The organism is Limimaricola cinnabarinus LL-001 (assembly GCF_000466965.1).
Classification (GTDB): domain Bacteria; phylum Pseudomonadota; class Alphaproteobacteria; order Rhodobacterales; family Rhodobacteraceae; genus Limimaricola; species Limimaricola cinnabarinus.
In genome coordinates this window covers 1-24,866 of sequence record NZ_BATB01000011.1, presented here as the reverse complement: position 1 = coordinate 24,866, position 24,866 = coordinate 1, and the positions used below count along the sequence as shown (strand labels likewise).

26 protein-coding genes are annotated in these 24,866 nt (G+C 67.5%); 13 read left to right on the top strand and 13 right to left on the bottom strand.

From position 1 onward, the window contains the following. Positions 1 to 15 precede the first annotated feature (15 nt). The 4 genes from MBELCI_RS06205 (at position 16) to MBELCI_RS06190 (ending at position 5,093) form a co-directional block, all read left to right on the top strand. Positions 16 to 810, top strand: a complete 795-nt coding sequence (locus MBELCI_RS06205; protein WP_021693310.1) for a sulfotransferase family protein — start codon at positions 16 to 18, stop codon at positions 808 to 810. A gap of 115 nt (positions 811 to 925) precedes the next feature. After that, positions 926 to 2,515 (top strand): coiled-coil domain-containing protein, encoded by a 1,590-nt coding sequence (locus tag MBELCI_RS06200; protein ID WP_045319783.1) that lies wholly within the window; start codon positions 926 to 928, stop codon positions 2,513 to 2,515. 20 nt (positions 2,516 to 2,535) lie between these two features. Continuing rightward, entirely contained in the window at positions 2,536 to 3,561 is a 1,026-nt protein-coding gene (locus MBELCI_RS06195; protein WP_021693308.1) for a sodium:calcium antiporter, read from the top strand. Between the two features lie 95 nt (positions 3,562 to 3,656). Then, on the top strand, positions 3,657 to 5,093 hold the full coding sequence (locus MBELCI_RS06190; RefSeq protein ID WP_021693307.1) for an alanine/glycine:cation symporter family protein: 1,437 nt from the start codon (positions 3,657 to 3,659) through the stop codon (positions 5,091 to 5,093). Between the two features lie 57 nt (positions 5,094 to 5,150). Here the strand turns inward: MBELCI_RS06190 and MBELCI_RS06185 are convergent, their stop codons facing one another. The 13 genes from MBELCI_RS06185 to MBELCI_RS06130 all read right to left on the bottom strand — a co-directional run bounded on the left by MBELCI_RS06185 (position 5,151) and on the right by MBELCI_RS06130 (position 14,149). Next, entirely contained in the window at positions 5,151 to 5,813 is a 663-nt protein-coding gene (locus MBELCI_RS06185; RefSeq protein ID WP_021693306.1) for a trimeric intracellular cation channel family protein, read from the bottom strand. Between the two features lie 103 nt (positions 5,814 to 5,916). Next, positions 5,917 to 6,312 (bottom strand): hypothetical protein, encoded by a 396-nt coding sequence (locus tag MBELCI_RS06180; protein WP_052512682.1) that lies wholly within the window; start codon positions 6,310 to 6,312, stop codon positions 5,917 to 5,919. Between the two features lie 80 nt (positions 6,313 to 6,392). Then, positions 6,393 to 7,349, bottom strand: a complete 957-nt coding sequence (locus tag MBELCI_RS06175) for a LysR family transcriptional regulator (RefSeq protein ID WP_021693304.1) — start codon at positions 7,347 to 7,349, stop codon at positions 6,393 to 6,395. 26 nt (positions 7,350 to 7,375) lie between these two features. Beyond that, positions 7,376 to 8,041, bottom strand: a complete 666-nt coding sequence (gene ureG / locus MBELCI_RS06170) for an urease accessory protein UreG (protein ID WP_021693303.1) — start codon at positions 8,039 to 8,041, stop codon at positions 7,376 to 7,378. Continuing rightward, positions 8,038 to 8,718, bottom strand: coding sequence for an urease accessory protein UreF (locus MBELCI_RS06165; RefSeq protein WP_235047577.1), 681 nt, complete (start codon positions 8,716 to 8,718; stop codon positions 8,038 to 8,040). Before MBELCI_RS06165 ends, ureG begins: the two co-directional genes overlap by 4 nt. Further along, complete coding sequence (locus MBELCI_RS06160) at positions 8,669 to 9,139, bottom strand: urease accessory protein UreE (protein ID WP_021693301.1); 471 nt, start codon at positions 9,137 to 9,139, stop codon at positions 8,669 to 8,671. The genes MBELCI_RS06165 and MBELCI_RS06160 overlap by 50 nt, the downstream gene beginning before the upstream one ends. Before the next feature lie 8 nt (positions 9,140 to 9,147). Further along, positions 9,148 to 10,857 carry an urease subunit alpha gene (gene ureC, locus MBELCI_RS06155; RefSeq protein WP_021693300.1) on the bottom strand — a complete coding sequence of 570 codons (1,710 nt, stop codon included), beginning with the start codon at positions 10,855 to 10,857 and terminating at the stop codon, positions 9,148 to 9,150. Further along, complete coding sequence (locus tag MBELCI_RS06150) at positions 10,857 to 11,162, bottom strand: urease subunit beta (protein ID WP_021693299.1); 306 nt, start codon at positions 11,160 to 11,162, stop codon at positions 10,857 to 10,859. Before MBELCI_RS06150 ends, ureC begins: the two co-directional genes overlap by 1 nt. After that, positions 11,159 to 11,308, bottom strand: a complete 150-nt coding sequence (locus tag MBELCI_RS20960; protein WP_021693298.1) for a hypothetical protein — start codon at positions 11,306 to 11,308, stop codon at positions 11,159 to 11,161. The genes MBELCI_RS06150 and MBELCI_RS20960 overlap by 4 nt, the downstream gene beginning before the upstream one ends. 36 nt (positions 11,309 to 11,344) lie before the next feature. Then, a complete protein-coding gene (locus MBELCI_RS06145; protein WP_021693297.1) occupies positions 11,345 to 11,647 on the bottom strand; it encodes an urease subunit gamma in 303 nt (100 codons plus the stop codon). A gap of 1 nt (position 11,648) precedes the next feature. Beyond that, entirely contained in the window at positions 11,649 to 12,491 is an 843-nt protein-coding gene (locus MBELCI_RS06140) for an urease accessory protein UreD (RefSeq protein WP_021693296.1), read from the bottom strand. 149 nt (positions 12,492 to 12,640) lie between these two features. Further along, positions 12,641 to 13,294: a hypothetical protein gene (locus tag MBELCI_RS06135; protein ID WP_021693295.1), complete on the bottom strand. Its 654-nt coding sequence runs from the start codon at positions 13,292 to 13,294 to the stop codon at positions 12,641 to 12,643. A 75-nt stretch (positions 13,295 to 13,369) separates the two neighbouring features. Next, a complete protein-coding gene (locus tag MBELCI_RS06130) occupies positions 13,370 to 14,149 on the bottom strand; it encodes a DeoR/GlpR family DNA-binding transcription regulator (RefSeq protein ID WP_021693294.1) in 780 nt (259 codons plus the stop codon). A gap of 248 nt (positions 14,150 to 14,397) precedes the next feature. Here MBELCI_RS06130 and glpD point away from each other — a divergent pair, with 248 nt between their 5' ends. The 9 genes from glpD to MBELCI_RS06085 all read left to right on the top strand — a co-directional run bounded on the left by glpD (position 14,398) and on the right by MBELCI_RS06085 (position 24,743). Next, the gene (gene glpD / locus MBELCI_RS06125; RefSeq protein ID WP_021693293.1) at positions 14,398 to 15,990 is read left to right on the top strand and encodes a glycerol-3-phosphate dehydrogenase; all 1,593 of its coding nucleotides are present in this window, start codon (positions 14,398 to 14,400) and stop codon (positions 15,988 to 15,990) included. 25 nt (positions 15,991 to 16,015) lie between these two features. Beyond that, entirely contained in the window at positions 16,016 to 17,104 is a 1,089-nt protein-coding gene (locus tag MBELCI_RS06120; protein ID WP_021693292.1) for an ABC transporter ATP-binding protein, read from the top strand. 1 nt (position 17,105) lies between these two features. Next, entirely contained in the window at positions 17,106 to 18,200 is a 1,095-nt protein-coding gene (locus MBELCI_RS06115; protein ID WP_021693291.1) for an ABC transporter ATP-binding protein, read from the top strand. Further along, a complete protein-coding gene (locus MBELCI_RS06110) occupies positions 18,200 to 19,072 on the top strand; it encodes a carbohydrate ABC transporter permease (RefSeq protein ID WP_045319786.1) in 873 nt (290 codons plus the stop codon). Before MBELCI_RS06115 ends, MBELCI_RS06110 begins: the two co-directional genes overlap by 1 nt. Beyond that, a complete protein-coding gene (locus MBELCI_RS06105) occupies positions 19,072 to 19,962 on the top strand; it encodes a carbohydrate ABC transporter permease (protein ID WP_021693289.1) in 891 nt (296 codons plus the stop codon). Before MBELCI_RS06110 ends, MBELCI_RS06105 begins: the two co-directional genes overlap by 1 nt. A 16-nt stretch (positions 19,963 to 19,978) precedes the next feature. Then, entirely contained in the window at positions 19,979 to 20,251 is a 273-nt protein-coding gene (locus tag MBELCI_RS06100; protein WP_021693288.1) for a DUF2160 domain-containing protein, read from the top strand. 63 nt (positions 20,252 to 20,314) lie between these two features. Next, on the top strand, positions 20,315 to 22,033 hold the full coding sequence (locus tag MBELCI_RS06095) for an ABC transporter substrate-binding protein (protein ID WP_021693287.1): 1,719 nt from the start codon (positions 20,315 to 20,317) through the stop codon (positions 22,031 to 22,033). Between the two features lie 92 nt (positions 22,034 to 22,125). After that, positions 22,126 to 23,607 (top strand): glycerol kinase GlpK, encoded by a 1,482-nt coding sequence (gene glpK / locus MBELCI_RS06090; RefSeq protein WP_021693285.1) that lies wholly within the window; start codon positions 22,126 to 22,128, stop codon positions 23,605 to 23,607. Continuing rightward, positions 23,604 to 24,743 (top strand): iron-containing alcohol dehydrogenase, encoded by a 1,140-nt coding sequence (locus tag MBELCI_RS06085; RefSeq protein WP_021693284.1) that lies wholly within the window; start codon positions 23,604 to 23,606, stop codon positions 24,741 to 24,743. The genes glpK and MBELCI_RS06085 overlap by 4 nt, the downstream gene beginning before the upstream one ends. The last annotated feature ends 123 nt before the right edge of the window (positions 24,744 to 24,866 follow it).

Sequence of the window (24,866 nt, the reverse complement as noted above, 5' to 3'; positions counted from 1 at the left end):
GAGGACAACGCAACCATGCGCCATCGTTATCTTTTCATCGGTGGGTTGCATCGGTCGGGCACATCGCTGGCCGCACGGATCGCGGCATCCATCAATGGAATTGGCGCGATCGAGAACGCGCCAATTCCCGAAAACGAAGGTGTCTACCTGCAAGGCGCGATCCCGCATGACGCGCTGTCGGGGGCGCCGGGGCGCTTTGCTTTCGACCCCGACCAGCATCTTGCCGAAGGTGGTCTTTATGACCGGCTCGACGTGCGCGAACGGATCGAAGCGGATTGGGACCCGTGGTTTCCTCCAACCCCGTGGCGGGTCGAGAAATCGCCAGTGAACCTGCTGCGCAGCCGTCTCTACCAGCAGCTCTTTCCGCTGTCGCAATTCGTCATCGTCACGCGGCATCCGCTGGCGGTGGCGCGCGCGACCGAGAAATGGAGCGATCTGGGCGAAGCAGATCTGGTGGCGCATTGGGGGCAGGCCTACCGGCTGGCGCTGATGGATGCCCGAAGGCTGCATGCCCGGCTGATCCTGCGCTACGAGGACCTCGTGGCAGATCCCGGCACGGCGCGGCAGGCGCTCGCGGCGTTTTGCGACAGGCCGGGGGAGGGGCCGAAGGATGCACTGGAAGCCGTACGCGACGGCAATGCCGATTATGACCTGCGCGCGATGCCCTGTCCCGAGGGGGCACGGGAGGCGATGGCAGCGTTGGGCTATGGCCCAGACGGGGCGGTCCTGCCCTTGTCGGAAGTGACCGTGACGCATCCCTTGCGGCGGGTGCGCGAGGCGGTGGCCGCGATCTGGCCCCCCTCCCGATGACGGGGATTCTTGAGAAAATCTGCGCCGGGTCCGGAACCTGTCGCGCTTGCCTAGGTTGCCTCTTGGCGACAAGAATGCGGTGCGCGCGACGCGCCACGAGGGGAGATTTCACGACATGACCGATACAGCCGGACCCGCGAAGCGGCCCAAGACGTCACAATTCTGGATCGCGGTGGCCGCCGCGGTGATCGGCTGGATCTTGGTGCTGTGGCTGCTCATCGCCCGCGCCTCGATCGGCAGCGATCTCGAAGAGACGCAGGTCCGGGTCGTCGAGCTTGAGGATCAGGTGGCGATCCAGACCGAGACCATGGGCAGCATCGAGGCGCTGCGCGCGGAACTCGATCAGATGCGCGTCGAGGAGCAGGAGCTCGAGAACCGCCGCGCCACCATCGAGGCGGAGATCGCTCCTGCCGAAGCGCGGCTGCAGGAGCTGTCCGGTCAGATCGCCACGGCCGAAACCGATCTCGGTCAGGCACAGGCGCGGACGCAGGCCCTTGAGGAGCAGCTCGCACCGCTGCGCTCGGAGCTCGACAGCATCGAGAGCCGCCGGGCCGACGCGCAGGCGCAGGCCGAAGCCTCCGCCGCCGAGCTGAACGAGGTAACCGAGCGTCTGGAGCAGGCCCGCAATGAGGAGGCCGAGCTGCGCCAGCTCATCGCGACGCTGAGCGCCGAAGCTGCCGACCTGACCGAACAGGTCTCGCAGGCCGAAACCGAGCTCGGTGAGTTGCGGGCCCAGAACACGACCCTGGAAAAGCAGGTGGCCGAGGCGGAGGCACGCGTTGCCGAGCTGACCGAACGTCGCGACGGGCTTGAGACCGAGGTGGCTCAGCTCAGCGAAGAGCAGCAGGCTCTGAGCGGCGATGTCGAGGCCGCGCGCGACCAACAGCAGCTGCTGCAGCAGGAAGTGGCGCGGCTGGCGCAGAACCTCGCCATGCGGGCCGAGGAACTGGCGCAGATCGAAAGCCGCATTGCCGCCGCATCGTCGCGGCAGGGCATCGCGTCGACCCCTGTCGTACGCCCGCAGGTGACGGACCTGCCGCAAGACGAAGCGACTCGCGGCGAGGCGACCGCTCCTGACGCTCAGGCCGAGGTAGAGGCCCCCATCGCTCAGGAGGACGTCGCTCAGGAGGAAACCGCCGCCCCCGTCGTGCCGACCGCCGCCGAAGCCGGTGCGCAGGCGCGTCCGCAGGTGACCGAGCTGCCGCAGGAGGATGCACAGACAGAGACCGAAGCCACGCAACCGGCTCGAGCCTTCGAGGCTGGCGACATTGGCTCGGATGCCGCCGAAGCGTCTGCTCCCGCGGCCGCCGCACCTTCGATCGACGTCTCCGACCCCGCTCTCGACGAGCAGGCGAACGCAGCGCCTGCCGGTCCTGCCGTGGCCTCGGCCAACAGCGATACCGAAGAGGCAGTCGCCCCAGCCAATGCCATCGAACCAGGCCTTTACACCCTTGGCCCCATCGCGGTGAAGTTCTCGCAGGATGGCCGCTTTTCCATGGCGGGCAGCGATCAGCTGGGCCGGGTCAACGGCGTCTACACGGTCGCCAATGGCATTCTGACGCTCGACCAAGCGCAGGGCGACACGGGGTCGGCGATCTTCCCGATGCGTTGCGACATTTCCGATAGCGGCTCCGGTTTCGCCATCGGCGACAGCGACGGCTCCTGCGCCCTGTTCGAGGGTCGCGAGTTCATCGCCGCCGAATGATGGTCACGCCCGTCCTCTAGATGGATCTGGGTGGCCTCTCGCTTGGGGCCGTTGCCGGCATTTTCGTCATGGCGGCGGCGGCCATTGCCCTGGCGGGCGTGCGCCTTGCGCATGTGGCCGACGCCTTGGCCGATCGCACCGGTATGGGCGAGGTCGTTGCCGGGGCGCTCTTCGTCGGCGCGACGACCTCGCTGCCCGGCGCCATCACCTCGATCTCGACCGCAGCACAGGGAGCCTCGGGTCTTGCCGTCGGCAACGCGCTGGGCGGGCTCACCGCGCAGACCGCCTTCATCGCCGTGGCCGACCTGTTCTACCGTCGCGCCAATCTCGAACATGCCGCCGCCTCTGTCACCGGCCTCGCGCAAGGCGTGCTTTTGGTGGCGCTGCTGTCGATTCCGCTCATCGCTTCCGCCGAGCCGCAGATCACCTTCTGGGGCGTGCATCCCGCCTCGCTGCTGATCCCGGTGGGTTACGCTCTGGGCCTGCGCCTGCTTGCCCAGATGCATGAGGCCCCGATGTGGCATCCTGTTGAGACCGACGAGACGCGCGAGGAGGTTTCCGAGCCCGACCGCGAGGGCGGCAAGTCCGACACCGGCCTGTGGCGGCGCTTCGCACTCTATGCGGGGGTGACGGCGGTAGCGGGCTGGGTGATCGGCGAGGCGAGCCTCGCGCTCGTGGAGATCACCGGCATGGGCGAGAGCGCGGTGGGCACGGTCTTTGCCGGTGTCGCCAATTCTTTGCCCGAGCTGGTCACCGCCATCGCGGCGGTGCGGATCGGCGCGGTCAGCCTCGCCGTGGGCGATGTGATCGGCGGCAACGCCTTCGAGGTGATGTTCCTGTCGGCGGCGGATTTCTTCGATGACGGGTCGATCTACGCGGCGATCGGCCCGGCCGACCGGTCCACCGCGCTCATCGCGATGCTGATGACCGGTGTGCTGCTTCTGGGAATGCTGCGGCGACAGAAGACCGGACCGGTGCGGATCGGCTTCGAGAGCGTTCTGGTGCTTGGCCTCTATGTGGGGTCCGTGGTGTTGGTGCTTCTTTGACGCGGTCATATTGGAACATTGCGTTGCGCCGCTTGCGCAAACGCGCCACAGAGCCGCACCGTGCTTATCGGGTGTGACAGGGGAGACAGGACCGCATGACACAGTTGCAGACACTATTCGGCTGGATCGGAGACGCCACCTGGGGGTGGGCGCTGATCCCCTTCCTCGTTGTTTTCGGCGGGACCTTCACCCTGATGTCGGGCTTCGTTCAGCTGCGCTATTTCGGGCGCATGTGGGGCGTGCTGTCCGAGGGCGGCAATCGCGCCGGTGGCGTGTCCTCGCGCGAGGCGCTGCTCGTGTCCATCGGCGGCCGCGTCGGCGGCGGCAACATCGCGGGTGTCGCCGTGGCGATCACGCTGGGCGGGCCGGGCGCGGTGTTCTGGATGTGGGTCGTTGCGTTCATCGGCATGGCGACCTCTCTGTTCGAATGCGCGCTGGCGCAGCTCTACAAGCGCAGCGAGGATGACGGCACCTTCCGCGGTGGTCCGGCGCAATACATCATTCACGGTCTGGGTGAGCGGTTCACCTGGCTCGCGATGCTCTACGCGGTCTGCCTGCTGGCCTCCTTCGGCCTCGGCTTCTCGGCGTTTCAGGGCAACACCGTCGCCGTGGCGGCGCAGGACAGCCTCGGGCTAGATCCGATCTGGGTCGGCGCGGGGCTTGCTCTCGTCACGCTGATCATCGTGTTCGGCGGCATCAAACGGATCGCGCAGGTCTCGGACGTGGTGATCCCGGTGATGGCACTGGGCTATATCGTGCTCGCTCTGGCCGTGATCGTGCTCAACATCACGGAGGTTCCGGCGGCGCTGTGGACCATCGTGGCCAACGCGGTGGGCCTCGAGGAAGCGGTCGGCGGCGGTGTCGGCGCGGCGGTGGCCCAAGGCATGCGGCGCGGCCTCTTCTCGAACGAGGCGGGCCTCGGCTCGGCTCCGAACGTGGCAGCGGCGGCGGCGGTGCCGCACCCGATCAGCCAAGGCATCGTGCAGTCGCTGTCGGTGTTCATCGACACCATCATCATCTGCACCTGCACCGCGATGGTGATCCTTCTGGGCGATGTCTACGTGCCTGGTGCCACCGAGGTGGACGGCGTCGCGCTGACGCAGCAGAGCCTCGTCGATCATCTGGGCGGCTGGGCGCAATATTTCCTGACCGGCGCGGTGCTGCTCTTCGCCTTCTCCTCGATCATCTACAACTACTACCTCGGCGAGACGGCGCTTTCTGTCCTTTCCGACACCAAGATCGCGCGGCTTCTGCTGCGTGTCGCGGTGCCGGTGGTGGTGTTCCTCGGCGCGGCGGCCCCGGGTGCCACGGCCGTGTTCTTCTTCTCGGATCCGCTGATGGGACTTCTGGCGCTGGTCAACCTGCTGGCGTTGGCGATGCTGTTCCCGGTGGGGCTTCGGCTTCTGGCCGACTACCGCCGTCAGCTGCGCGCAGGCGCGGTGGAGCCGGTTCTGGAGATCGAGGATTATGCCGATCTCGACATCGACCGCGGGGCATGGGCCAACCCGGCGCTGACCCGGCCCCTGGGCTGAGGGTCACGCATCAGGCGGCAAAGACAAGGGGGGCCTCCGGGCCCCCCTTTTCACATGTCAGGTGTCGGTTTCGAAGCCGGTGGGCGGGTTCTCACGGCCCGGGCGCGATTTGTAGGCGGGCATCGACCAGCCTCGCCAGAGCGCCAGCATCCGCAGCACGAAGGCCGCACTGAAGCCTGCCAGCGCCGCCGCTTCGCGACCCGCTCCCGCGACCTCGAGCGCCGCGCAGGCGGCTGCACCCAGCATCGAGGCCGCGACATAGATTTCGCGGCGCAGGATCACCGAGGGCTCTTGGCCCAGCGTGTCACGGATGATGCCGCCGACATTGGCGGTGATCACGCCCATGGCGATCGCCACCGTGACCCCGGCCCCCGCATCGAGCGCCTTGAGCGTGCCTACCACGCTCACCAGCGCCATGCCGAAGGCGTCGAGCCACAGGATGTAGCGGTAGCGGTATTCGATCAGATGTGCCGCGAAATGCACTGCGATGGCGGTGGCGATGCAGACCAGCACGGTGGTCGGATCCTCGACCCAGAACACCGGCAGCCCGAGCAGCAGATCACGCAGCGTACCGCCGCCGACGCCGGTGATGACCCCGAACCAGACGAAGCCGAGGATGTCGAGTTCCTTGCGCGAGGCGACCAGCGCGCCGGTCGCGGCAAAGGAGACGGCTGCGATGAGATCGAGCGCCGCGAGAAACGGCGCGAGGGACAGGTCCATGACGGGGATCTCCGGCGGAGGGGCGAGAGCGCCCTCCTATCCGTCGGCACGGATCTGTCAACCGGGACAGTCCCGTCAGAGCAACGACGCCCCTTTCGGGAAATCAGGCGGCGAGAGAGGCGTAGCTGTCGCGCAACCGCACCAGATCTTCGATCCGGCCGGACATCATCAGCTGCAGCGGGCTGCGATCGCCAAGCTGGCGCTGACGCGCGCGGATCCAGTCGGCGGCGCCGAGACCGGCGCAGGCCGGGCGGGTGGCGATATGGATATCACGAAGCAGTGCCATGCGGCGCAGGCGTTCGCGATCGACGATCTCGACTTGGCCCGCGCACCAGCGACGCCAGCTTTCGGGCTGCATGCCGCCCAGAATCGCCACCATCTGTGCGTCGCGCAGCTCCCAGACGCGGGCCAGCAGGATGGCGGTGCGCACGAGTGGACCGGTTTCGGAAGGGCTGACGGGACGTTCCGGGGCCTGCACGGACTGGACGGCTGCGAACAAGGGCGATCTCCTCTGGCTCTTCCCCCGATATAACAGAGTCGCCCAAAAGGATCAGAAGCGGTTCCCGAAAAGACGAGCCGTCAGCAATTTCCTGCCGATTGTTCCGCCGCGACTTTGGTTGCCTTCGCCTCGGCGGCGGCGACGGCGCTCGCCACGCGACCCGAGACATGGTCCATGAAGATGCGGATTTTGGGATCCTGCAGCCGCCGATGCGTGAAGAGGCAGGCCATCTGTACCGGCAGCGGCGGCGTTGCGGCGCAGACCGGGACGAGACGCCCGGCCGCGAGATGCTCCGCGATCTCGAACACCGGTTTCATCGCGATGCCCGCCCCTTCGAGCGCCCAAGCGGTCAGCACGTCGCCATCGTCGCATTCGAGGCGGCCCCTGACCGGATAGGGCCGGGGGCCTTGCGGTGTCCTCAGCGTCCAGCGGAACTCCGTGGCGCCGGGAAAGCGCAGGTTGAGGCAGTCATGCCCCGCCGCCACCAGATCGTTGCCATCGCGGGGTGCGCCGTGCCGGTCGATATAGGCCGGTGCCGCGCAGAGCACGCGCGCGCAGGTCGCAATCTGGCGGATTGTCAGGTCGCTGTCGGCGGGATGGCCGAGGAAGAACCGCAGATCGATCGCCTCGGCGGCCAGATCGATCATCCGGTCCGACAGCCGCAGCCGCAGATCGATGCGTGGGTAGGCCTGCGCGAAGCCAGGAAGCAGCGGCGCGATCAGTCGCCGGCCCACCCCCAGAGGGGCCGCGACATGGATCGTGCCGCGCGGGGTCTCGGTGATTTCCGAGACCAGCGCCTCGGCCTCCTCGACCTTTTCGAGCACCGCGCGCGCGCCATCATAGAAGCTGCGGCCCTGCTCGGTGGGGGCGAGGCTGCGGGTGGTGCGCTGGAACAGGCGCACGCCCAGATGCGTCTCGAGCTGACCTATGCGGGCCGAGGCGACGGCGGCCGAGATCCGCATGTCGCGCCCGGCGGCAGACATCGAGCCCAGCTCGTAGACCCGGACGAAGGTGCGGATGTTGTCGAGATAGGCCAAGGGGGCTCCGTCGCTGCCGCTCCTCGTTACCCTGCCGCGGCGCTTGGTGCCAGAGCGGGCGCCGCGTCCGGGGCCGCAAGGCCGCCCATCCGGCGCAGGTGACCTAGCACCTCGTCTATGCCGCCCCCATGGCGCAGCGCGCAGAAGGTGAAGGGCCGGCCTGCGCGCATCCGGGCCGCGTCGCGCTCCATCACCTCGAGCGAGGCGCCGACATGCGGCGCAAGGTCGGTCTTGTTGATGACCAGAAGATCCGACCGGGTGATTGCGGGACCGCCCTTGCGCGGGATCTCCTCGCCTGCGGCGACGTCGATGACATAGACTGTCACATCCGCCAACTCGGGCGAGAAGGTCGCCGAGAGATTGTCGCCGCCCGATTCGATCAGCACCACCTCGATCCCTGGATGCCGCCGTTCGAGTTCCGCCACGGCGGCGAGGTTGAGGCTCGCATCCTCGCGGATCGCGGTGTGCGGGCAGCCGCCCGTTTCAACGCCGATCACCCGGTCGCCGGGCAGGATCTGCATCCGCATCAGGGCCTCGGCGTCCTCTTGGGTGTAGATGTCATTGGTGATGACGCCGATGGAGTGATCGGGCGCAAGGGCGCGGGCCAGAGCGGCAGTGAGCGTCGTCTTTCCAGCGCCGACGGGGCCGCCGATGCCGATGCGCAGGGGGCCGTTCATGGAGGTCGTGCTCATGTGGCGAATATCCTCGGTTGCAGGGTCTCGTGGCGCATCGACGCGATGTCACCCATGAAGGTCGTGGAGGAGAGATCGTCGAGCGTGCCGTGCTCGGTCTCCTCGGCGATGCGGGCGCAGGGGGGCGCGAGGGCGGATTGCAGTCTTTGGCCTTCGGTCTGGCCCAGCGGCATCAGGCGTTGCGCCGCCGTGACGAGATTGGCGGCGAAGGCTTGGAGGTAGAGCGCGCAAGTGGGCCGTAGCGGCAACGCATGGCGCGCCGCTGCCGCGCCGATGGCGACAGGATAGCTCAGCGGCGCATCCGGGCCGCCCGAGACGATGGCCTCGGTGCGCGCGAAGGCCGCGCCCTGCCGCTCGGTCTCGATCACCCTTTCGCGGCTCGCGGCAAAGGCGCGGGCGGCGGCGTCGGTCCGTGCGGTGTCGTCCGGGTCGCGATAGGCCGCAACGAGCAGCAGCACGTCGTTGCGGCCTGCGCCATGCTCCAACGTGTCCCGCAGCCAGTCCTCGAGCGTGGCGCGATCCCGCACGTTTTCTTCGGCGATGGCCTGCTCCAGCCCGTGCGAATAGGCGAAGGCCCCGACCGGGTAGCCCGGCGACAGCCAGCGCATCAGCATCAGGGCCTGATGATCAGTGAGCATGAGCGGTGGCGACATGGTCGTGGGCATGGGTGCGGCCATGGCCATAGGCCCCGCCCTCGGGCGTGAAGGGCCCGGTCACGTCGCGCAACTCCGCGCCCAGATGCGCCAGCATATGCGCGATCACGTGGTCGCGGCGGATCACGAGGCAATCAGGACGGATCTCGCAGGGGGTGTGGCGGTTGCCGACATGCCAAGCGAGACGGACGAGGTCGCCGCGCGCCTCGGTCAGTGGCTCTGGCGCGGCCTCGATCGCGACGTGGCTGCCGTCCGACAGTTCCAGCGCATCGCCTGCGTCGAGCGATGTGGTCTGCGCGAGATCGACGAGGAAGGGACGGCCCGATGCCGTTTCCAGCCGCTTGCGGCGCAAAAAACGACCCTCGTAATCGAGCGCGCAGGTCTCGGCGGGGCCGGACCAGTCACCCTTGCGGTGCAAGTGCCGGGCAGTGGGAAGATCGGTCATGGTTATCCTCAGAACAGGAAGTAGCGCTGTGCCATCGGCAGCACCTCGGCAGGCTCGCAGGTGAGCAGCACGCCGTCGGCGCGCACTTCGTAGGTCTCGGGGTGCACCTCGACGCTGGGCAGCGCGTCGTTGAGCTTCAGGTCGCGCTTGGTGACGTGTCGCGTGTCCTCGATCGCCACCGTCTGCTTGGCGAGGCCGATCTTGTCGCGCAGCCCGTCCTCCTGCGCCGCCTTGGACACGAAGGTGACGCCCGCATGTTCCACTGCGCGGCCATAGGCGCCAAACATCGGGCGCAGATGCACCGGCTGCGGCGTCGGGATCGAGGCGTTGGGATCGCCCATCTGCGCCATTACGATCTGACCACCCAAGAGCACCATCTCGGGCTTCACCCCGAAGAAGGCGGGATGCCACAGCACCAGATCCGCGCGCTTGCCCGGCTCGATCGAGCCGATCTCGCGCGCCAGACCATGCGCCAGCGCCGGGTTGATGGTGTATTTCGCGATATAGCGGCGGGCGCGGAAGTTGTCGTTCTCGCCGGTCTCTTCCGCCAGACGCCCGCGCTGGCGCTTCATCTTGTCGGCGGTCTGCCATGTGCGGATCAGCACCTCGCCGACCCGGCCCATCGCCTGGCTGTCGCTTGCGATGATCGAGAAGGCGCCCATGTCGTGCAGGATGTCCTCGGCGGCGATGGTCTCGCGCCGGATCCGGCTCTCGGCAAAGGCGATGTCCTCGGGCACGCGCTTGTCGAGGTGGTGGCAGACCATCAGCATGTCGAGATGCTCCTCGACCGTGTTGACGGTGAAGGGGCGCGTGGGGTTGGTCGAGGCGGGCAGGACCGACATCTCGCCGCAGATCTTGATGATGTCGGGCGCGTGGCCGCCGCCCGCGCCCTCGGTGTGAAAGGCGTGGATGGTGCGCCCGGCGATGGCCTTCACCGTGTTCTCCACGAAACCCGCCTCGTTCAGCGTGTCGGTGTGGATCATCACCTGCACGCCGGTCTCGTCGGCGACCCGCAGGCAGCAGTCGATGGCCGCCGGGGTGGTGCCCCAGTCCTCGTGGAGTTTCAACGCGCAGGCGCCCGCGAGGATCTGCTCGTGCAGCGCGCCGGGCAGGCTCGCGTTGCCCTTGCCCGCGAAGGCGAGGTTCATCGGGAAGGCATCGGCCGATTGCAGCATCCGGGTCATGTGCCACGGCCCCGGCGTGCAGGTGGTGGCGAGCGTGCCATGCGCGGGCCCGGTGCCGCCGCCGAGCATGGTGGTGACGCCCGAGGCCAAGGCCTCCTCGATCTGCTGCGGGCAGATGTAGTGGATATGGCTGTCCATGCCGCCCGCCGTCAGGATGCGCCCCTCGCCCGCGATCACCTCGGTGCCGGGGCCTGCCACGATGTCGACGCCGGGCTGGGTGTCGGGGTTGCCCGCCTTGCCGATGGCGTGGATGCGCCCGTCGCGCAGGCCGACATCGGCCTTGTAGATGCCCGTGTGGTCGAGGATCAGCGCGTTGGTGATCAGCGTGTCGACCGCGCCTTCGGCGCGCGTCCGCTGGCTCTGGCCCATGCCGTCGCGGATCGTCTTGCCACCGCCGAACTTCACCTCCTCTCCATAGGTCGTGAGGTCGCGCTCGACCTCGATCACGAGGTCGGTGTCGGCAAGGCGCAGCCGGTCGCCGGTGGTGGGGCCGTACATGTTGGCATAGTCGCCGCGGGGAATGCGCGTGGCCATCAGAGGTCTCCCATCACGTTGCCCTGAAAGCCGAAGATCCGCCGGTCGCCACCGATCTCGATCAGCCGCACCTCGCGGCGCTGGCCCGGCTCGAAGCGTACCGCCGTGCCGCTGGCGATGTCGAGGCGGCGGCCATGCGCGGCGTTGCGGTCGAAATCGAGGCCGGGATTGGCTTCGGCAAAGTGGAAATGGCTGCCGACCTGCACGGGCCGGTCGCCGGTGTTGGCGACCATCAGGGTGATCGCCTCGGATCCTGCGTTCAGCTCGATCTCGCCGTCTCGCGGCATCAGCTCTCCGGGGATCATGCGCGCAGACCCCGCAGGATCGCGGCGGCGAGCAGTGCGAGGCCGAGGAGCGGCCCGGCCCAGCCCGCGTGCTGATGCGCAGAACCCGCATGGGCCAGCGCCGGGGCGGGAAGGACAAGCGGGGTGGCGAAGAGAATGCGGGTCATCTGTCGTCCTTTCGGCGGATCGGGCCGGGGGTCTGGTCAGCGGATTGGGTCATGCACGGTGACGAGCTTGGTCCCGTCGGGAAAGGTCGCCTCGACCTGCACCTCGGCGATCATCTCGGGCACGCCCTCCATGCATTGCGCGCGGGTGATCACCTCGGCCCCGGCCTGCATCATGTCGGCGACCGAGCGCCCGTCGCGCGCGCCCTCGACCACCGCGTCGGTGATCAGCGCGATCGCTTCGGGATGGTTGAGCTTGACGCCGCGGGCGAGGCGGCGGCGGGCCACCTCGGCGGCCATGGACACCAGCAGCTTGTCCTTTTCGCGGGGGGTGAGGTTCATGTCACAGTCTCCATGAGGCGGGAAGCGTGCCGCCGGTGAGCCGGTCGAGCACGGGCAGCAGCGCCGCGCGCAGATCGAACCCGTCGGCGGCAAGCAGGCGCAGAACGAGAAGATCGGGGGCCAGAAGCGTGGCCCCGGCGGCGGCGGGCAGGGCGGCGCGCAAGGGCGCGAGGTGGCTCTCGGCCTCGGGGGCGGCGAGGATCACGCTCGCCATCGCGGCGGCACCATTGGCCACCGCCGGGCGGGCGAGATGGGCCGTCACATCACCCGAGAAGGAGAGCGCGTCGAGATAGAGCGGCACGCCGTCGCGGCGGATCTCGACCCGGTCGCGAAACCGCGCATCACGCAGGCTCTCGCCCATCAGCACGCGGCCGAAGATCACCGGCTCCACGATCAGCGCCCGGCCGCCGGGGGCGAGGTCGAGCGTGAGGCGGCGGTCGAGATGGCAGCCCTCGAACAGGATCGTCTCCTGCGGCAGCCAGTCGAGCCGGGCGCCTGTGGCCACGCGGAGGTGGTTGCGAATCCGCGCCGGAACGCTGCCCGTGGCCCGGTAGGCGCGCTCGGCGGCCTGGGTGGTGAGGCGCAGATGCGCGCCCGGCCCGGCCTCGGCCTCAATGCGCAGCCGGTCGCCGCCCGTCGCCCCGCCGGAGGTGTTGAGAACGACCGCCTCGACCCGGTTCGGCAGGCGGGGGAACAGCGCCCTGAGCGCCCCCTCCTGCCGCAGCAGCCCAAGCCGCGCGGCGCCTGTCGCATCCACCTCGGCGGTGATCCGCAGCAGGCCGCGCGCGCGGGGCGGCCCGGACGGCGCGATGTCGGGAGCAGGGCGGGGCAACTGCTGCAGCATGGGGTCTCCGGCGGCGGTTTGCCGGAAGGTTTGGCGCGACGGGCACGCCTTGGCCACTTTTGCAGGCAGAGCATGCCGGTCGTTTCGTCAATCGCCCGAAAACATCTCACTCCTAGGCAGCGAATGCGCGATAATGAGGCGCTGGTGTATCAGCCGAGGATGCCCGGCCCGATGATCATTACCAGAAGTGGCACAGGGGCAGTGGCAAGCCCGAGGGTGAGCAGCAGCGGCAGGGGCCGGAACAGACGACTTAGCCCAGCGGCGAGCAGGATGCCGCCACCGCCGCCGATCAGCGAATTGCCCGGCAGGTTGATCAGCAGCGCCAGCAGAAGGTGACGCCGCCGCAGCACCCAGGCCCGCGCCCAGCGCGGCACGCTGTCCTCAAGTCGCCGTATCCGGGTTTCGGGGTCGGTTTCCCGCAACCGGCCCAGCGTCGCCGCCGCGCGGGCAAAACCGTGCCGCTCCAGCGCCGCGCAGATGCGGGGTCCCGACAGGGCGAGGCCCGCCCCGTAGGCAAAGCTCAGCCCCAGAACCGTCGCGCCCCAGACAAAAGGCGCGGCGGAGGCCCCATGCGTCATCAGCAGCGCCAAACCGATCTCGGCCCCCGGCACGAAGGGGATCGCCAGCACCAGCGCATAGAGCAGCAGCAGCCCGGCCACGGTGGCGCCGAACAGTTCGATCCGGCCCTGCGCGGCCATCTCGGCGGCGAAATCGCGCAACCATAGCGCCAGCCACAGATTTCCCGCGATCAGCAGGACGATCAGCACCAGCCGAAAGGCCAGTCTGGGCAGGGCGGATTGCATGGAGCCTCCGGGCGCGGGTCTGGAACACCGGCCCCATTTAGGGGCTGGTGCGCCGATGTGCCAGTGCGGGACCGATCAGTTCGCGGCCGGATCGGCGGGGGCGATGACGATCCGCGTGCCCCAGTCGGCGCATCGCTGCGCCAGCGCGGCGGGCGGCAGCGCATCGGTGTAGAAGGCGTCGATTTCGCGCAGCGAGGCGATGCGCGCAGGCGCCGTGCGCGAGAACTTGGAGCGATCGGCCACCAGCACCGTGCGGCGCGAGCGGCCCAGAAGGCTCTGGTTCACGCCGACCTCCTCGATGTCGAAGTCGAGCAGGTCGCCACTCTCGTCGAGGGCGGAGCAGCCGATCACCGCGAGATCAAACTTGAACTGCTGGATCGTCTGGGTCGTGAGCGCACCCACCAGCCCGCCATCCGAACGCCTGAGCGTGCCACCGGTGACGATCACCTGCGCCTCGGCGTTTTCGGCGAGAATATGGGCCACGTTGATGTTGTTTGTCACCACCATCAGCCCGCGATGGCGCAAGAGCGCGCGGGCCACGGCCTCGGTCGAGGTGCCGATGTTGAGGAAGATGGAGGCGTTGTCCGAGATATCGGCGGCGCAGGCGGCGGCGATCGCGGATTTAGGGCCGGGGTTGAGGCTTCGGCGGTGCTCGTAGCCGATATTGACGGTGCCCGATGGCAGCACCGCGCCGCCATGCACCCGGTCGAGCCGTCCTGCCTCGGCCAGATCGGTCAGGTCGCGGCGGATCGTCTGCAGCGTGACGTTGAAATGCTCGGCCAGCCCCTCGACGGTGACGCGCCCCTCGCGGCGCGCGATCTCGAGGATCTCGGGTTGGCGAAAGCTCTGTGACATCGGCGCGGTTCCCCTCGTGAATGTTCCATAATGCGCGGTATTGTGCGGAATGCAACGGAATCGCGGAATTGCGACACCCTTGGAGGTCGCGTCTCCGGAACCGGCGCACCCGAATCCTTCGTGTGGTAAGGCTCCGTCCAAGGTGGGGCGCCTGCGAAAAGCGAACGAAAACGAAAAATTGCACTTGCCAGACGCGGCTCGAAGATGCAGTCTCGCCGTTGAACCGAACACCGGGCGGGAGGGTCCACGTGTCGTCATCTCAGGCATCGGAGCCGGTCTCGGATCTTTTCGTGATCGGCGGCGGCATCAATGGCTGCGGCATCGCACGCGACGCCGCCGGACGCGGTCTGTCGGTGGTGCTGGCCGAGATGGACGATTTGGCGCAGGCGACCTCCTCCTCTTCGACCAAGCTGTTCCATGGCGGGCTGCGCTACCTCGAATATTTCGAGTTCCGGCTGGTGCGGGAAGCGCTGATCGAGCGCGAGACGCTGCTGCGCGCCATGCCGCATATCTCGTGGCCGATGCGCTTCGTGCTGCCCTATCATCCCAGCATGCGGTTCGAGAGCGACACGCCGACCTCGAAGCTTCTGGGCACGGTAATGCCGTGGATGCGGGGCCGCCGCCCGGCCTGGCTGATCCGGCTGGGGCTGTTCATGTACGACCATCTGGGCGGGCGGAAGATCCTGCCCGGCACCAGCACGCTCGATCTGCAGCGCGACCCGGCGGGCGCGCCTCTCGATCCCAAATTCGAGACGGCCTACGAATATTCCGACTGCTGGGTCGAGGATTCGCGTCTTGTCGTGCTCAACGCCCGCGACGCCGAGGCGCGCGGCGCGCGGATCATGACGCGGACCCGCGTGCTGCACGCCGCGCGGGAGGGCGATCTCTGGGCCGTCAAGGTTGAGGATCGCGAAACCGGCGCGCGGCGCACGCACCGTGCCCGGATGCTGGTCAATGCGGGTGGCCCGTGGGTCGGCAAGCTGCTCAAGGGCGCGATCGATGTGGAGACGCGCGAAGGCGTGCGCCTCGTGCGCGGCAGCCACATCGTCACCGAGCGGCTCTATGACCACGACAAGTGCTATTTCTTTCAGGGCACCGACGGGCGGATCATCTTCGCGATCCCCTACGAGACCGATTTCACGTTGATCGGCACCACCGATGCCGACCACCCCGATCCGTCGGAACCAGCTGTCTGCACACCCGAGGAGCAGGAGTATCTGTGCCGCTTCGCGAGTCGCTATTTCGAGCGCGAGGTGACGCGCGACGACATCGTCTGGACCTATTCCGGGGTGCGTCCGCTCTATGATGACGGGGCCAGTTCGGCCACGGCGGCGACGCGGGACTACACGCTCAAGGTCAACGCGACAGGTGGCGCGCCGGTGCTCAACGTTTTTGGCGGAAAGATCACCACCTATCGCCGCCTTGCCGAGAGCGCGATGGAGAAGATCGCGCCCTTCTTCGAGACCAAGAAGGGTCATTGGACGGCGGGCGTCGCACTGCCCGGCGGCGATTTCCCGGTGGACGGGGTCGAGGCGCTGATCGCGGGTCTGGAGGCGGACTATCCGTTCCTCGACCGGCGCTGGGCGCGGCGGCTGGTGCGCGCCTACGGCACCGAGGCGCGGCTCATCCTCGGCGATGCAAAGCGCCCGGAAGATCTGGGCCGCGATTTCGGCGCGACGCTGACCGAGGCCGAGGTCGCATGGCTCGTCGAAAAGGAATACGCTCGCAGCGCGGATGACGTGCTGTGGAGAAGATCGAAGCTGGGGCTTCGCCTGACGGGAGATCAGGCGGCGGCGCTGGAGGACTGGATGCAGGGAGAGAGGGCCGCGCGGCACGGCTGAGGCCGCGCGACCGGGGAGGACGAGAATGACACTGACGCTGGAGGGCGTGTCGAAGCGGGTGGAGGGGCAGACCCATATCCACCGCACCGACCTCACGTTGCAAAACGGCACGATGAACGTGCTCTTGGGCCCGACCCTGTCGGGCAAGACCTCGTTGATGCGGCTGATGGCGGGGCTCGATCAGCCCTCCACGGGCCGCATCCTGTGGAACGGCGAGGACGTGACCGGCCAGCGGGTGCAGGACCGCAAGGTGGCGATGGTCTACCAGCAGTTCATCAACTACCCGTCGATGACGGTCTACGACAACATCGCCTCGCCGATGCGGATCTCGGGCAAGTCGAAGGCCGAGATCGACGCCGCCGTGCGCAAATCGGCCGAGATGATGAAGCTCACCCCGCTTCTCGACCGCAAGCCGCTGGAACTGTCGGGCGGCCAGCAGCAGCGCTGCGCTCTGGCCCGCGCGTTGGTCAAGGATGCCGGTCTGGTGCTCTTGGACGAGCCGCTGGCCAATCTCGACTACAAGCTGCGCGAGGAGCTGCGCGCCGAGATCCCACGGATCTTCGAAGAGGCGGGCTCGATCTTCGTTTATGCCACCACCGAGCCCGAGGAGGCGCTGCTTCTGGGCGGCCATGTCGCCACGCTCTGGGAGGGCAGGGTGACGCAGTTCGGCGAGACGCCGCGGGTCTATCGCCACCCGGTGGACGCGACCACCGCGCGGGTCTTTTCCGATCCGCCGATGAACTTCCTGCCCTTCGAGAAGCGCGGGAACGGCCTGCATCTTGACGGCGGCCGCGAGGTGCCGGCCGCGGGCGCGCTGGGGGCCTTGCGCGACGGGCGCTATCAGGGGGGCTTTCGCCCCAACCACATGGAGTTGGAGCGCGGCGCTCCCGGCGACATCGCGTTCGAAACCCGGCTCGCGGTGACCGAGATCACCGGCTCCGAGACCTTTGTGCATCTCGACCATCACGACACCCGCTGGGTCGGGCTGATCCACGGCGTGCGCAACCTGCGTCCCGGGCAGGCGCTCACCGCCTATCTCGATCCGGCGCATGTCTATGTCTTCGCCGAGGACGGCACGCTCGTCGCCCCCGCCGCTTATGTGGAGGCCGCCTGACATGGCCAAGATCACGCTCGACAATCTCGCGCATTCCTACCTGAAGCATCCGAAATCCGACGACGACTGGGCGCTCAAGGAGCTGAACCACGACTGGGTCGACGGCGAGGCTTACGCGCTCTTGGGCTCTTCGGGCTGTGGCAAGTCCACGCTGCTCAACATCATCTCGGGGCTGCTGCGCCCGAGCCGGGGCCGCATCCTGTTCGACGGGCGCGACGTGACCGACGCGCCGACGGCCGAGCGCAACATCGCGCAGGTGTTCCAGTTCCCGGTGGTTTACGACACGATGAGCGTTGGCGATAATCTCGCCTTTCCGCTCAAGAACCGCGGGGCCGATCCGAAATACATCGCCGAGCGGGTGAACAGCATCGCCGCGATGATCGGTATGGAGGACCAGCTCAAGCGCAAGGCGCGCGGGCTGACCGCCGACGCCAAGCAGAAGATTTCCTTGGGTCGCGGCATGGTGCGCGAGGACGTGAACGCGCTTCTGTTCGACGAGCCGCTGACCGTGATCGACCCGCACATGAAGTGGGAGCTGCGCACCCAGCTCAAGCAGCTGCATCACGACTTCGGCCACACGATGATCTATGTCACCCACGACCAGACCGAGGCGCTCACCTTCGCCGACAAGGTGGTGGTGATGTTTGACGGACGCGTGGTACAGATCGGCACGCCGCAGGAGCTGTTCGAGAGGCCCGCGCACACTTTCGTCGGCTTCTTCATCGGCTCGCCCGGCATGAACCTGTTCGAGGCCGAGGTGTCGGGGACCACGGCCACCGTGCGGGGCGTGACAGTGCCGCTGGGCGACAGCTACGCCCCCGTGGCGGGGCAGGTGCAGATCGGTGTGCGGCCCGAATTCGTCCGGCTGCATGCGGGCGGCGAGGGGCTGCCCGCGCGCATCACCCGGGTCGAGGATGTGGGCCGTCACAAGATCGTCCGGCTCGAAGTCGGCGGCACGACGGCCAACGCGATCCTCGATGAGGGGACGCCGGTGCCGGCGGGGGCCGACAGGGTGAGCTTCGATGCAGAGGCGATCAACGTCTATGCCGACGAGTGGCGCGTCGCGCCGGGGACCGCGCAGGGGAGGGCCGCGTGATGAACAAGACCGTCAACCAGAAGGCTTGGTTTCTCGTCCTGCCGGTGCTGATCCTTGTCGGTTTTTCGGCGGTGATCCCGCTGATGACCGTGGTGAACTATTCCGTGCAGGACACCTTCGGCAACAACGTCTTCTTCTGGGCCGGGCTCGACTGGTTTCGCGACATGCTCGAAAGCGAGCGGATGTGGAACGCGCTGGGCCGCCAGCTCGTCTTTTCGGGCATCATCCTCGCGATCGAGGTGCCGCTGGGCATCTTCGTCGCGCTCAACATGCCCAAGAAGGGCTTCTGGGCCTCGTTCTGCCTCGTGCTGATGTCGCTGCCGCTGCTGATCCCGTGGAACGTGGTCGGCACGATCTGGCAGATCTTCGGTCGGGTCGATATCGGCCTTCTGGGCTACACGCTGGCCAAGCTCGGCGTGAACTACAACTACACTCAGAACGTGATCGATGCCTGGGCCACGGTCATTGTCATGGATGTCTGGCACTGGACCTCGCTGGTGGCGCTTCTGGCCTATGCCGGGCTGCAATCGATTCCCGACGCCTATTATCAGGCCGCCAAGATCGACCAGGCCTCGCGCTGGAAGGTGTTTCGGTTCATCGAGCTGCCGAAGATGGCGGGCGTGCTGATGATCGCGATCCTGCTCAGGTTCATGGACAGCTTCATGATCTACACCGAGCCCTTCGTCGTCACCGGCGGCGGCCCGGGCAACGCCACCACCTTCCTGTCCATCGACCTCGTGAAGATGGCGTTGGGGCAGTTCGACCTCGGCCCGGCGGCGGCGTTCAGCCTGATGTACTTCCTCGTCATCCTGCTGATCTCATGGGTGTTCTACACCGTCATGACCAACCTCGACAAAAGGGATGGTGTCTGATGACCGACGCGACCTCCGCCCCCGGCGCGGCCTCGATCCCCGGCGACGTCAGCGCCGCCGAGCCGCGCGCCCGCAGCCGCCGCCGGTTCCGGCCCAATGGCTCGGTGATCGTGATGGCGCTCTACCTGCTGTTTCTGATGCTGCCGATCTACTGGCTCCTGAACATGAGCCTGAAGACCAATGCCGAGATCCTTTCGGGCTTCTCGATGTGGCCGCGCAACCTGACACTGGCCAATTACGAGAAGATCCTGACCGATCCGTCATGGTACATGGGCTACGTCAACTCGATCATCTACGTGACGATGAACACCGCCATCTCGATTGCAGTGGCGCTGCCCGCGGCCTACGCCTTTTCGCGCTACAGCTTCATGGGCGACAAGCACCTGTTCTTCTGGCTGCTGACGAACCGCATGGCGCCGCCCGCGGTCTTCGCGCTGCCCTTCTTCCAACTCTACTCATCCGTGGGGCTGTTCGATACGCATATCGCGGTGGCGCTGGCCCATACGCTGTTCAACGTGCCGCTGGCGGTCTGGATTCTCGAAGGCTTCATGCGCGGCGTGCCGCGCGAAATTGACGAGACCGCCTATATCGACGGCTATTCCTTCCCCAAGTTCTTCGTGAAGATCTTCATGCCGTTGATCGCGAGCGGCATCGGGGTGGCGGCGTTCTTCTGCTTCATGTTCTCATGGGTGGAACTGCTCTTGTCGCGTACCCTGACGAGCGTCGATGCCAAGCCGATCGCGGCGACGATGACCCGCACCGTCTCGGCCTCCGGCCTCGACTGGGGCGTGCTGGCGGCGGCGGGGGTGCTGACGATCCTGCCCGGCGCACTCGTGATCTGGTTCGTGCGCAACTACATCGCCAAGGGCTTTGCCCTCGGCCGCGTCTGAGAGAGGGAGAGACGACATGGCATGGATGGCATGGACGGTCCCGACGGCGATCTTCTTTGGCACGATCGCGCTGCTTCTGATGATCTTCACGGTGCTGGCGATTCGCTATCCCGAGACGCCGCGCACCGGCGTGCTGGGGATCGAAACGACGCGCGGCGACCGGCTCTTCATCACGCTTCTGGGCTCCGCCTTCATCAATCTCGCCTGGTTGGGTCTGGTCGATGCGGCCCAGCCCTGGGCGATGCTGGTCTGTCTCGTCTACGCCGCGGCGGTGTTCCGCTGGGTCTGACGAGCTTTTAAGAAGCGCCGTTCGGGGAGGACGGCGTCGGTTCGATAAATGGGAGGAAACCATATGAACCCGCTTTTGAAATCCACCACCGCGCTGGGCCTCGCGCTCGGGCTGCTGGCGGGGCCCGCCATGGCCGACATGGAGGCCGCGCGCCAGTTCCTCGATGACACGATCGAGCGTTCGGCCCTCAGCCGCGAGGAGCAGGAAGCCGAGATGCAATGGTTCGTCGACGCCGCCGAGCCGTTCTCGGGCATGTCGATCAACGTGGTCTCCGAAACCATCCCGACGCATGAATACGAGGCCACCGTGCTGGCCCCGGCCTTCACCGCGATCACCGGGATCGAGGTCACCCACGACCTGATCGGCGAAGGCGACGTGGTCGAGAAGCTGCAGACGCAGATGCAGTCGGGCGAGAACATCTACGACGCCTATGTCAACGACAGCGACCTGATCGGCACGCATTGGCGCTATCAGCAGGCGCGCAGCCTGACCGACTGGATGGCGAACGAGGGCGCGGACGTCACCAGCCCGACCCTGAACCTCGACGATTTCATCGGGCTGCAATTCACCACCGGCCCGGATGGCGAACTGTACCAGCTGCCCGACCAGCAATTCGCGAACCTTTACTGGTTCCGGCAGGACTGGTTCACCGACGAGAAGAACATGTCGGATTTCGAGGCCGAGTACGGCTATCCGCTCGGCGTGCCGGTCAACTGGTCGGCCTATGAGGACATCGCCGAGTTCTTCACCGGTCGCGACCTGAGCCATATGGGCGTCGAGGGCGAGGTCTTCGGCCACATGGATTACGGCAAGAAGGACCCGAGCCTCGGTTGGCGCTTTACCGATGCGTGGATGTCGATGGCCGGGATGGGCGACAAGGGCGAGCCCAACGGCCTGCCGGTCGACGAATGGGGCGTGCGCGTCAACGAGAACAGCCAGCCCGTCGGCTCCTGCGTGGCGCGCGGCGGTGCGACCAACTCGCCCGCGGCCGTCTATGCGATCGAGAAATACGTCGACTGGCTCAAGGCCTATGCGCCGCCCGCCGCCGCCGGCATGACCTTCTCCGAATCCGGCCCAGTGCCGGCGCAGGGCGAGATCGCCCAGCAGATGTTCATGTATACCACCTTCGTGCCGTCGCTGGTCGAAGAGGGCATCCCGGTCGTGAACGAGGACGGCTCGCCCAAGTGGCGCCTCGCGCCCAGCCCGCACGGGGCCTATTGGGAAGAGGGCATGAAGGTCGGCTATCAGGACGTGGGGTCGTGGACCCTTCTCGACAGCACCCCCGTCGACGAGGCCAAGGCGGCGTGGCTCTATGCGCAGTTTGTCACCTCGCAGACCGTGGACGTCGAGAAGTCGCATGCTGGCCTGACCTTCATCCGCGAGTCGACGATCCAGCACGACAGCTTCTCGGAGCGCGCGCCCGCCTTGGGTGGTCTCGTCGAGTTCTATCGCTCGCCCGACCGGGTGCGCTGGTCGCCCACCGGCACCAACATCCCCGACTATCCCAAGCTGGCGCAGCTGTGGTGGCAGAACATCGGCGACGCCTCCTCCGGCGCCAAATCCGCGCAGGAGGCCCTCGACAGCCTTTGCGAGCAGCAGGAACAGGTGCTCGAGCGGCTCGAGCGGGCTGGCATTCAGGGCGATCTCGGCCCCGTCATGAACGAGGAGCAGGACCCGCAATACTGGCTCGACCAGCCCGGCGCGCCCAAGCCCAAGCTGGAGAACGAGGACGAGGAGCCCCAGACCATCGGCTACGAAGAGCTGATCAAGTCCTGGCAGTGAGCCTGTGAACCGCCGGGGCCCTCGGGCCCCGGTATTCGCGCCGCGAAGCCTCCCCCTTCGTGGCGCGCCCTTTTCCAAGACACGAGCATCCGATGACCCACATCCTCGCCATCGATCAGGGCACCACCTCGAGCCGCGCCATCCTTTTTGATGCGCAGATGAAGATCGTCGGTCTGGCACAGGAGGAGTTCCCGCAGCACTACCCCGACAGCGGCTGGGTCGAGCACGCCCCCGCCAACCTGTGGGACTGCACGCTCAAGGTCTGCCGCGAAGTACTGGAGACCACCGGCATCGCCGCCACCGAGATCGCTGGCATCGGCATCACCAACCAGCGCGAGACCACGCTGGTATGGGAGCGCGAGACCGGCCGCCCGATCCACAACGCCATCGTCTGGCAAGACCGCCGCACCGCCGCCTTCTGCCGCGACTGGCGCGAGCGGGGCGAGGAGGAGGCGGTGATCGCCAAGACCGGGCTGATCATCGACCCCTATTTCTCGGGCACCAAGCTCAAATGGATCCTCGATAACGTCGAAGGCGCGCGCGACCGGGCGCGCGGGGGCGAACTCATGTTCGGCACCGTCGATACGTGGCTGATCTGGAACCTCACCGGCGGCCGCGTACACGCCACCGACGCCACCAATGCCTGCCGTACCATGCTCTACGACATCCATGAAGGACGCTGGAGCAGCACCCTCTGCGGCATGCTCGACATTCCCATGGAGATGCTGCCCGAGGTGCGCGACTGCGCCGCCGATTTCGGCACGACCGAACTGCTCGGCGCGCCCGTCCCGATCCTCGGCGTGGCGGGGGACCAGCAGGCGGCGACGCTGGGCCAAGCCTGTTTCGCGCCAGGCATGTTGAAATCCACCTATGGCACCGGCTGCTTTGCGTTGATGAACACCGGCGAGACGCCTGTGCGTTCGACCCACCGGCTGCTGACCACCGTGGCCTACCAACTCGACGGCAAGCCGACCTACGCGCTCGAAGGCTCGATCTTTATCGCGGGCGCGGTGGTGCAATGGCTGCGCGACGGGCTCGGCCTGATCGAAAAGGCGTCCGAGACACAAGGGCTGGCCGAGGGGTCGGACCCACAGCAGCGTGTCATCATGGTCCCCGCCTTCACGGGCCTGGGCGCGCCCTATTGGGATCCCGACTGCCGCGGCGCGGTGTTCGGCCTGACCCGCAGCACCGGCCCGCGCGAAATGGCGCGCGCTGCACTGGAAAGCGTCGGCTACCAGACCCGCGATCTCCTCGAGGCGATGCGCGCCGACTGGCAGGGCGAAGGCGACGCCGCGACCTTGCGAGTGGACGGCGGCATGAGCGCCAGCGACTGGACCATGCAGTTCCTCGCCGACATCACCGACGCTCCCGTCGATCGCCCCGAGATCACCGAGACCACGGCGCTGGGCGTCGCATGGCTCGCCGGAATGAAGGCGGGGATCTATCCCGACATGGAGGGCTTCGCGGCGGGCTGGAAGCTGGAGCGCAGCTTCAGCCCCGCGATGGACGAGGCCGCGCGCGAGGCGGGCTACGGAGCTTGGCGTCGCGCGGTGGCCGCGACGCGCTCGGTATGACCGGCTTCGACATCCTCACCGCGGGCCGCGTGGTCTTCGGGCGCGGCCGCGCTTCCAAAGCGGCCTCGGCGATCCGTGCCAGCGGCGGCCGCGTGCTCTTGCTGCGTGGCAGTCACGCGGTCGCCGACCGCCTCGCCGCCGAACTGCGCGTGCTCGGGGCCGAGGTCGAGGAGATCCGTCAGACCGGCGAGCCGCTGCTCGATGATCTCGACGCCGTGGTGGCGCGGGGCCGAGAGCGTCGGGTCGATGTCGTGGTGGCCTTGGGCGGCGGCTCGGCGATCGACATGGGCAAGGCGGCGGCGGCGCTGATCCCGGCGCCGCACCCGGCGATGACCTATCTCGAGGTGGTGGGGGAGGGGCGTCCGCTCGACGTGGCCCCGTTGCCCTTCATCGCCCTGCCGACCACCGCGGGCACCGGTGCCGAAGTCACCAAGAACGCCGTGATCGGCGTGCCCAGCCATGGCCGCAAGGTCAGCCTGCGCGATGACCGGATGCTCGCCGACCTGGCGATCGTCGATCCCGCGCTCACCGATCATGCGCCGCGCGGCGTGACACTGGCGTCGGGACTCGACGCAGTGACGCAGGTCATCGAGCCCTATCTCTCGTGTCGCGCTACCCCCTTCACCGACGCGCTGTGCCGCGATGCGATCCCGCGCGGGCTGAAGGCCCTGTCATGCCTGATGCAGCACGAGGAGGAGGCCGCGCGCGACGATCTGGCGCTCAGCAGCCTGTTCGGCGGGCTAGCGCTGGCCAATGCGGGGCTGGGCGCGGTGCATGGCTTCGCAGGCGTGCTGGGTGGAGCGACCGGCGCACCGCATGGCGCACTTTGCGGGCGGCTCCTGCCCGGTGTTCTGCGCGCCAACGCGCGGGCCGTGGCGGGGGAGGGGGGCGACCTGACCCGTCACCACGAGGTCGCGTCTTGGATCGGCGCGGCCTTGGGCGAAACGGGCGACCCCATCGACCTTCTCGAAGCCCGTATCGATGCCTGGGGCCTGCCCCGTCTCGCGGCAATGGGCGTCGAGGCTTCCGAGATCGCCGTGCTGGCCGAAGCCTCGCGCGGATCGTCCTCCATGCGCGGCAACCCTCTCCCGCTTGGTGTCGCCACGCTGGAAGCGATCCTGCACGACAGCCTCTAGCGCCGCGCGAACCGCTCAGATCGCTGATTTTTCGGGCAATCAGAACTTTTTGCTCCGGAGAGGCGTTTTTGCTGTTGCGACTCACGCGCCCCATCCCTAGATAGCCCCTCACCGGCGGCGCAG